Below are 8,398 nucleotides of genomic sequence, written 5' to 3' on the forward strand. Positions count from 1 at the left end.
CTGATTTCTCACAACCTTTTGTGCCACAACATTTACTACATATAAAACCTTCAGACCATTTTATTTTTGCCAAATAAGCTTTACATGATTCATCATTTGGCAGTTCTTTTATAAAACTCAGTATATTTTGACCTTGAAAAACATCCATATCTGTTATATTTAATGACACTAAGATACAGAAACTAAATGACTAACTTAGTAAATTAAATTTAAGAAAATGAAAGTATTACCCTAATATAGGTTTGATAGCATATTATTAATTTTAATATCAAATAGGTCTTATACCAAATAAACATCAAAAGGATTGATTAAATTAGTTTCTATTTCCTTTATGTTTCAATATAAAATAGAACTGTAACTAGGCTATGCTTATGTTTTTTATTTCATCTAAAGAAAACAATAATTCAAATTTATTAGCAACCAATCTGAAATTCAGTTGGTATTATATTTCTTGCTAGAATACTGAGATTAAAGTAAAAAATTACGTAATTTTATTAAAAAAAATATTATGAAAAAGTACCTATTTGTTCTACTGTGTATATGTTATAAATTTGGTTTAGCACAAAGCTTTGATGATGGAGTCTTAAGCTATACGATTATAGATTCAGATAATAATTACGTTTCCGTTGTAAAATATTATAATTGCCCAACTGGCGCATTAATAATTCCAGAAACGGTAAAACATGAAGAAATAATTTATACAATTATTAGTATAAGTGATTATACATTTGTTAATTGTTTAAGTTTAACAAGTGTCAGTATTCCAGAAGGTGTAACCAGTATATAAAGGGGTGCTTTTTCAGGTTGTTCAAGTTTAACTAATGTCACTATTCCAGAAGGTGTAATAAGTATAGGAAGTAGTGCTTTTGCTGGTTGTACAAGTTTAACAAATGTTACTATTCCAGCGAGTGTGCTAAGTATAGGAGAATGGGCTTTTTATGAATGTTCAAGTTTACTAAGTGTCAGTATTCCAGAGGGGGTAACCAGCATAGGAGGGTATGCTTTTTATCAATGTTCACGTTTAACTAATGTAGTGTTAAATTGGAAAATTCCATTAGATGTAAATTCTAGTGTATTTAATCATGTAGCATATGTAGTTTTATCTGTGCCAAAGGGAACAAAAGAAGACTATGAATTAGCTGGTTTTTGGCAAGATTTTGGAGTTATAAGAGAAGAAGGTGCTTTTTTTAATGATGGAGACTTAGAATATACAATCATAGACTCAGATAATAATTACGTTTCCGTTGCAAAATATGAGACTAACCTAATAGACGTATTAATAATTCCAGAAACGGTAAATAAGGAAGACATAATTTATACCATTACTAGTATAAGTGATCATGCTTTTATTTATTGTTCAAGTTTAACAAGTGTTATTATTCCAGAGAGTGTAATAAGTATAGGCGTAAGTGCTTTTGGAGAATGTTCAAGTTTAACTAATGTCTTTATTCCAGAGAGCGTTATAAGTATAGATTATTATGCTTTTGAAGAATGTTCAAGTTTACTAAGTGTCAGTATTCCAGAAGGTGTAACCAGTATAGAAAGTAGTACTTTTACTGGTTGTTCAAGTTTACTAGGTGTCAGTATTCCAGAGGGGGTAACCAGCATAGGTAGTTTTGCTTTTTCAGGTTGTTCAAGTATAACTAATGTAGTGTTAAATTGGAAAATTCCATTAGCTATAAATTTAAATGTTTTTAGGAATGTGATTTTTGGTAGTATAGTTTTAACTGTACCAAAGGGGACAAAAGAAGACTATGAATTAGCTGGCGTTTGGAAAGAATTTAAGTCTATTACCGAGGCTGATATAAATTAAGTTTAAGAAAACAGAAATATACTACTTTCGGATTTAAGGTAGATGTAAATAGTTGTGTTTTTCAGAAAATATTTTATGTTAAGCAATTATTTTCTAAATAAATTTGCCATTTAAATGTTAGAATGGTATTATTTATTACTTGTTGATTTAGTCTTTAGTAAGCATACTTCCCCACCAATTATTTTTTGGATCAAAGTCTTTAGACAAAAACTGTAAACGTTGAATTTCTAAAGACTGTAATTTTTTAGTCGCTATCTTTTGGATATGTTTTTTTTCTAATATACTGTCATACAAAGGATCTTTTATAGGGTATTTTGCATTTACACTTTTTAAATATATAAAGAGTTCTTTTTCCAATTCTTTGGCCATAGAAGTGTTTTCGGAAATTAGATTATAAGCTTCTTTTAAATCCGTTTTTAAGTTATAAAGTTCATTTCTGTCATCTTCGTAATAGTGAATAAGCTTCCAATCTCCTTTTCTAATAATAGAAGAGGGTTCACCTCCTTGGTTACCATAATGAGGATAGTGCCATATCAATGATCTATTTTTAATCTTTTCTCCTTTTAATAATGGTAGTAAACTTACTCCATCTAAATGTTCTTCAGGTTTAAGTTTAATCCCTACCAAATCCAAGATGGTAGGGTAAAAGTCAGTTCCAGATACGGGTATGTCAGAACTTTTTATTTTGTTTTCTAACCAAGGAACTTTTATAAAATAAGGTTCTTTAATTCCGCCTTCGTATTGATAGCCTTTCCCGCCACGTAAGGGTAGATTAGAGGTAGAAAAAGAATCTCCAGCTGATACACCTCCATTGTCTGAAGTAAAAATCACAATTGTATTTTTATCAAGACCTAAGTCTTTTAATCCTTTTAAGACTAATCCAACAGCATCATCCATGGATTCTACTAGACCAGCATATACAGGATTGTCTTGAGTTTGTCGAATAGGAAGGAATTTAGCCATTTTAAATCCTTTGTCATGAATTCCATTTTTTTCTGCCTTAGCTCTATATTTTGCCCATTTTTCTTGTGATGTTTGAATAGGACCATGTACTGCATAAAAAGATAAATAAGCAAAGAATTTTTTATCTTTATTGACTTTCATAAAGTTAACGGTTTCTTGAGCCAAACGCATGCTTAAATTTTCACCATCTTCTTTATTTTCAAGATTTGGGTTTTCCCAAGGAGAAAAATATCCACCTTTTGGACTTCCAGCATCAAACCCTCCGATATTTATATCAAATCCATGATCTTCAGGCCAGGAACCTTTTCCTCCTAAATGCCATTTACCAGCAAAGTAGGTTGTATATCCTTCTTGCTTTAAGGCTTCAGGAAGAGTTGTGTCTTTATGATCTAGGTTGTGGTTGTATTCCGGTGGTAATAATTTTGAAAAACGTTTTATTTCTCTCCATTTTTCACCTGATCTAGCGCCAATCCAGTCAGTAATTCCATGACGGGCAGGGAATTTTCCGTTGAGAATACTCGCTCTTGAAGGACTACAAACCTGACATGTTGAGTAGCCTTGATTAAAGATCGTTCCTTCGTTTGCAATTCTATCAATATTAGGCGTTTCATAAAAAGAATCGTTTCTTAAGCTTACATCATAATACCCAAAATCATCAGCTAGAATAAACAATACGTTTTTGATCTCCGGTTCGCTCATGTTTTTTGTTGATTTTTCTTTACAAGCACTGAGTATCAATAAGAAAAGGATGAGAGTTGTAATTGAATTATTCATAACGATGGTTTATAATTTGTTTTCTTAAATAAAGTTATTCTATAAGTGAAATAATTAAAAAAGCTATACAGAAAATTGATGCAGATGATGATCTAAATGTTTGGAAAATAGATTATTCCACTCTGTAGAGCTCAAAGCACCAAAAGAAGGAGACTCTTTGTTTTCAAAATACTCTTTTCCTAACAGTTGTGTTTTGTTGATGTATTTAATAAGTTTCGATTTTTCTTTGTCAAAATCTTTAACTTCTGTGATTATAAACTCAGGCGAGGTTCTCATGTTGATTTTATAGGGTTTTTCACCAACAACAATGTTTTTTAACAATAGAGAGAGAATTAGTCTTTGAAATTTATTAGGTTTAGGAGGTGTTTTATCATAAACCATCTCATAGGTAACGCAGCAATGAGCTAACATTTGGGCTACATCCATTTTTCCCCAAACAGCAGAAGAATCAAGTTTTAATTTTTCTATTCTATCAATAACTTGCTCGCTTATTTTTTTGTCGAATAGATTTTCCATGTGTTATTTTTTTTTCATGTCTATTAAAACAGAAAAAGTACTGTTAATATCTTCTTCTTTCACTACAATTGTCATTTCGTGTGTGGTAGAAATAATTTCTTGAACAGAAATTCCTGCCCATGCTAATTGCTTTAGTATAAAATAATACACTCCAGATTGTTCTACATTGGTTTTGGGTAGTTTTATAGTAATAGAAGCAAGTTCAGTATGCCCATAAAGTAAAATTTCTTTTGAAAATAATTCTTTTACTTGATCTTCTAAGTTTTTACTTGTTACAATATTTGTTTCAAAAATCCCTTGAGAAATGGTAAAGAAATAATCTTTATCCTCTCCAATTTTATTTAATAAAGATGAAATAGACCGTAAAAGAGTAGGGGTGTTTTTATAAGTAAAAGTACACAGGTTAGAACGTACGATAAAATCACCTAATGAAAATGTAAATTTCCGTATGTTTTTTCTGATTCTTAACAGATTAGAAGGAGATAGCCTGTTGATAGCCATCATAATAGCTCCAGACTTCACTTCCTTTCCTAAGTCAATTTCTACATCTTCTTGTATCGCTCTAGCTAAGGAAGATACGTTGATTAATTTATCATTGAGAGCTTCTTCGTAAAAAGGTGTTTTTCGTATGATACTTTCTACAGATTCTTGTATGGTTTTCATGCGTGTTTAATTTTAAACAATTTATAACAAAGTGTAAATATATTACAAAAGTTTGCTGAAAATTAACAATTATAGGATTTTTGCTAAACATTTTGAAGCACCGATAAAAGATAGTTTGGTCGTTGTTTATTCGTATTTCAGAAAGGAAACTAAAAATCACATAAAATGAAAATTTTAAAATTTGGTGGAACTTCAGTTGGAAGTCCCGAAAGCATAAAAAAAGTTGCAGAAATTGTTGCTGATATTGAGGGAGAAAAAATAGTAGTATTGTCGGCAATGTCTCAAACAACCAATGTTTTACACCAAATCACAGATGCTATAGGCGCTTCTAATTTTGTAGAAGCAAATTCAATTCTTGACATGATGGTTGATCGTTATAAAACGGTTATCGAAGGATTGTATTCTACAGATAATATTAAAAAGACCGCCAATGCTTTTATAGAAGAACGTTTCGATTTTATCAAGTCTTATGCTCATGAAGGTTCTGTAGAGTATATTTCAGCAATAGAAAAAATAATTGTAGCTCAAGGAGAGATTCTCTCTACAAACTTATTTGATATGTATATGAATGAAATCAAGGTAGAATCAAGTTTATTATCAGCCTTTGATTTTATGAGAATTGATGAAGCAGGGGAACCTGATTCTGATTTTATTACAGAGAGTTTAGGAAATATTGTAGAAGCAAATCCGAATACATCAATTTATATTACTCAAGGATATATTTGTTTGAGTCATTTAGGAGATGTAGATAATTTAAAACGTGGAGGTAGTGATTATTCTGCATCTTTAATTGGAGCAGCTATCCAAGCTGAAGAAATTCAAATCTGGACGGATATTGATGGGATGCATAATAATGATCCTCGTTATGTTGATAATACATTTTCGCTAAAAGAAATATCTTTTGATGAAGCAGCTGAATTGGCTTATTTTGGAGCTAAAATTTTACACCCACAAAGTGTAATTCCAGCGAAGGAAAAAAATATTCCTGTATTATTAAAAAACACATTTAATCCAGAATCTGCAGGGACAATTATTTGTAACTGTAGTGTTCCTGCTAGTAAAGTTAGAGCAATTGCAGCTAAAGATGGAATTACTGCAATTAGAATTAAGTCGTACCGAATGTTAATGGCTTATGGTTTCTTAAAAAATATATTCGAGGTTTTTGAAAAGTTCAAAACATCTATTGATATGGTTACTACCTCTGAAGTTGCAGTTTCATTAACGATTGATGATGATTCAAATTTAGATAAAATTGTTAAGGAGCTCGAAAATATAGGCATTGTAAAAGTCGATACCGATTTAAGTATTATTTGTTTGGCTGGAGATTTTTCCGAAAAACAAAAAGGAGGTAGTGCAGCTATTTTTAATAGTTTGACAAATATTCCAATTAGAATGATTTCTTATGGAGGAAGTAACTATAATGTTTCTCTTTTAGTGAATTCTATAGATAAAATTAAGGCTCTAAGAGATTTGAACAAAGGAGTGTTTACTGAAAATTAAAAACCATATATCAGAGACTAAAGTTCTAGCTTTAGTCTTTTAAGAATCATTTTAAATAGAGGAGCAGAACTTTAATATTCTGTCATAAATAATAAAAGCAATAGAGTTTTAAGAAACTTTTTTTACTTTTGCGTTTCATAAATTAAGAAATTACTACAATGGCAATTATAATAACAGACGAATGTATTAACTGTGGAGCTTGTGAGCCAGAATGTCCAAACAATGCAATTTATGAAGGTGCAGAAGATTGGCATTATTCAGATGGTACAGAACTATCTGGAGATATCGTATTACCAAACGGGAATAAGGCTAATGCAGATGATGATCAAGAAGCTGTAGATGATGAAGTTTATTTTATCGTTCCAAACAAATGTACAGAGTGTAAAGGTTTTCATGACGAACCTCAATGTGCTGCTGTTTGTCCAGTGGATTGTTGTATCCCTGATGATGATAATGTTGAAACAGAAGAAGAGCTTTTAGGAAAGAAATCATTTATGCACGGAGAGTAATCCTTCCAACTATAATAAAATAAGATCCCGCTATATTTTTAAATATAGCGGGATTTTTTATAGGCTTATGTCCTGGTGAAATTGATTTTTAATCTCTGATTTTTATAGGAATAAAATTTCAAGAATTGATTATCTTTGCAAACTGAAAGTTGATAATTATCAATATCTCTTTTTAGAATAATAAATTAAAGCAATTATTGCTAATAAAATATAGAAGAATATGAAAGCAGGAATCGTAGGATTACCAAATGTTGGGAAGTCAACTTTATTCAATTGTCTATCAAATGCAAAAGCACAAAGTGCAAATTTTCCTTTTTGTACTATTGAACCTAATGTGGGAGTTGTGAATGTACCAGACGCTAGAGTTGAGAAATTAGAGAGCATGGTAAACCCAGAGCGTGTTGTTCCTGCAACGGTAGAAATTGTTGATATTGCTGGTTTGGTAAAAGGCGCAAGTAAAGGAGAAGGATTGGGAAATCAATTTTTAGGAAATATTAGAGAAACGGATGCTATTATCCATGTGATTCGTTGTTTTGATGACGATAATATCATTCATGTAGATGAATCTATAGATCCTGTTAGAGATAAGGAGACAATTGATATTGAGTTGCAATTAAAAGATTTGGAAACTGTTGAAAAGCGTATAGAGCGTGTAAAACGGAATGCAAAAACTGGAAATAAAGAAGCTGCAGCAGAGTTTGATGTTTTGTCTAAAATACAAGCCACTCTTTTAGAAGGAAAGTCTGTTAGAACCATAGAGTTTACTGAAAAAGAATTAGAGTTTGTAAAACCAATGCAGTTTATTACAGAAAAGCCGGTTATGTATGTTTGTAATGTAGATGAGAGCGCAGCTGTTTCAGGGAATGATTATGTAGAACAAGTAAGAGAAGCAGTGAAAGGTGAAAATGCTGAAATTATTGTTTTGGCAGTTGGTATAGAAGCGGATATAAACGAGTTAGATGATTATGAAGAGCGTCAAGTGTTTTTAGAGGATATGGGTTTAAATGAACCTGGTTCGGCTAGATTGATTCGTTCAGCATATAAATTATTAAATCTGCAAACTTACTTTACAGTAGGTGTCAAAGAAGTAAGAGCTTGGACAATTAATATTGGAGATACGGCCCCTCAAGCTGCTGGAGTAATTCATACAGACTTTGAAAAAGGATTTATTCGTGCAGAAGTTATTAAATATGATGACTATGTGAAATTTGGTTCTGAAGTTAAAATTAAAGAAGCAGGTAAATTAGGGGTAGAAGGAAAAGAATATATTGTTGCTGATGGTGATATTATGAACTTTAGATTTAATGTCTAGTTTATAGCATATAAATAATAAAAAAGCCCAACCTTCATTCAATAACTTAACGCAACAAATCTAAATTTATAGATTTGTAAAATGGTAGTAAAAAAACATAGACGACTTACCCGTAAAGAAAGAGTACAAATTGAGACTCTTTTAAATGAAAAAAAATCAAAATCCTACATTGCTAAAACTCTAAATAGAGCGCGTTCAACAATTAGTAGAGAAGTTAATAAATGGGTTGAAAAAAAGACAGATAAATACGATGCAGACCTAGCACATTGGTTTGTGAAACAAGATTATTTAAACAAAAGAAACCTTGATAAAATAAGTACCTATTCTTTACTGAAGTTTTTTGTCTAT

10 protein-coding genes and 1 pseudogene are annotated in these 8,398 nt (G+C 31.0%); 7 read left to right on the plus strand and 4 right to left on the minus strand.

The annotated features are described in order from the left end of the window. The coding region (locus V5787_RS10910; protein ID WP_336893256.1) for a transposase at positions 1–148 on the minus strand (148 nt) is incomplete at its 3' end. A gap of 360 nt (positions 149–508) precedes the next feature. Between V5787_RS10910 and V5787_RS10915 the strand changes: the two genes are divergently transcribed. The 3 genes and pseudogenes from V5787_RS10915 to V5787_RS10925 all read left to right on the plus strand — a co-directional run bounded on the left by V5787_RS10915 (position 509) and on the right by V5787_RS10925 (position 1,813). Beyond that, the gene (locus tag V5787_RS10915; RefSeq protein ID WP_336893248.1) at positions 509–787 is read left to right on the plus strand and encodes a hypothetical protein; all 279 of its coding nucleotides are present in this window, start codon (positions 509–511) and stop codon (positions 785–787) included. Between the two features lie 18 nt (positions 788–805). After that, positions 806–1,072 (plus strand): annotated as a pseudogene (locus V5787_RS10920) (leucine-rich repeat domain-containing protein); the annotation flags it as partial. Continuing rightward, positions 1,049–1,813: a leucine-rich repeat domain-containing protein gene (locus V5787_RS10925; protein WP_336893257.1), complete on the plus strand. Its 765-nt coding sequence runs from the start codon at positions 1,049–1,051 to the stop codon at positions 1,811–1,813. The pseudogene V5787_RS10920 and the gene V5787_RS10925, both read left to right, overlap by 24 nt. A gap of 147 nt (positions 1,814–1,960) precedes the next feature. Here V5787_RS10925 and V5787_RS10930 read toward each other — a convergent pair whose 3' ends face one another. The 3 genes from V5787_RS10930 to V5787_RS10940 form a co-directional block, all read right to left on the minus strand. Continuing rightward, a complete protein-coding gene (locus V5787_RS10930; RefSeq protein WP_336893249.1) occupies positions 1,961–3,550 on the minus strand; it encodes a sulfatase in 1,590 nt (529 codons plus the stop codon). Between the two features lie 63 nt (positions 3,551–3,613). Further along, entirely contained in the window at positions 3,614–4,066 is a 453-nt protein-coding gene (locus V5787_RS10935; RefSeq protein ID WP_336893250.1) for a DUF1569 domain-containing protein, read from the minus strand. Positions 4,067–4,069: 3 nt separating this feature from the next. Continuing rightward, on the minus strand, positions 4,070–4,729 hold the full coding sequence (locus V5787_RS10940) for a hypothetical protein (RefSeq protein WP_336893251.1): 660 nt from the start codon (positions 4,727–4,729) through the stop codon (positions 4,070–4,072). 165 nt (positions 4,730–4,894) lie between these two features. Between V5787_RS10940 and V5787_RS10945 the strand changes: the two genes are divergently transcribed. The 4 genes from V5787_RS10945 to V5787_RS10960 all read left to right on the plus strand — a co-directional run. Continuing rightward, positions 4,895–6,229, plus strand: coding sequence for an aspartate kinase (locus V5787_RS10945; RefSeq protein WP_336893252.1), 1,335 nt, complete (start codon positions 4,895–4,897; stop codon positions 6,227–6,229). A 158-nt stretch (positions 6,230–6,387) separates the two neighbouring features. After that, positions 6,388–6,738 (plus strand): 4Fe-4S dicluster domain-containing protein, encoded by a 351-nt coding sequence (locus V5787_RS10950; protein WP_336893253.1) that lies wholly within the window; start codon positions 6,388–6,390, stop codon positions 6,736–6,738. 220 nt (positions 6,739–6,958) lie between these two features. Next, entirely contained in the window at positions 6,959–8,050 is a 1,092-nt protein-coding gene (gene ychF, locus V5787_RS10955) for a redox-regulated ATPase YchF (protein WP_336893254.1), read from the plus strand. A gap of 81 nt (positions 8,051–8,131) precedes the next feature. Beyond that, on the plus strand, positions 8,132–8,398 hold a 267-nt coding region (locus tag V5787_RS10960), incomplete at its 3' end, for a helix-turn-helix domain-containing protein (RefSeq protein WP_336893255.1).

The sequence above is a fragment of the Flavicella sp. genome (assembly GCF_037132785.1).
In the GTDB taxonomy this organism is placed as follows: Bacteria; Bacteroidota; Bacteroidia; order Flavobacteriales; family Flavobacteriaceae; genus Flavicella.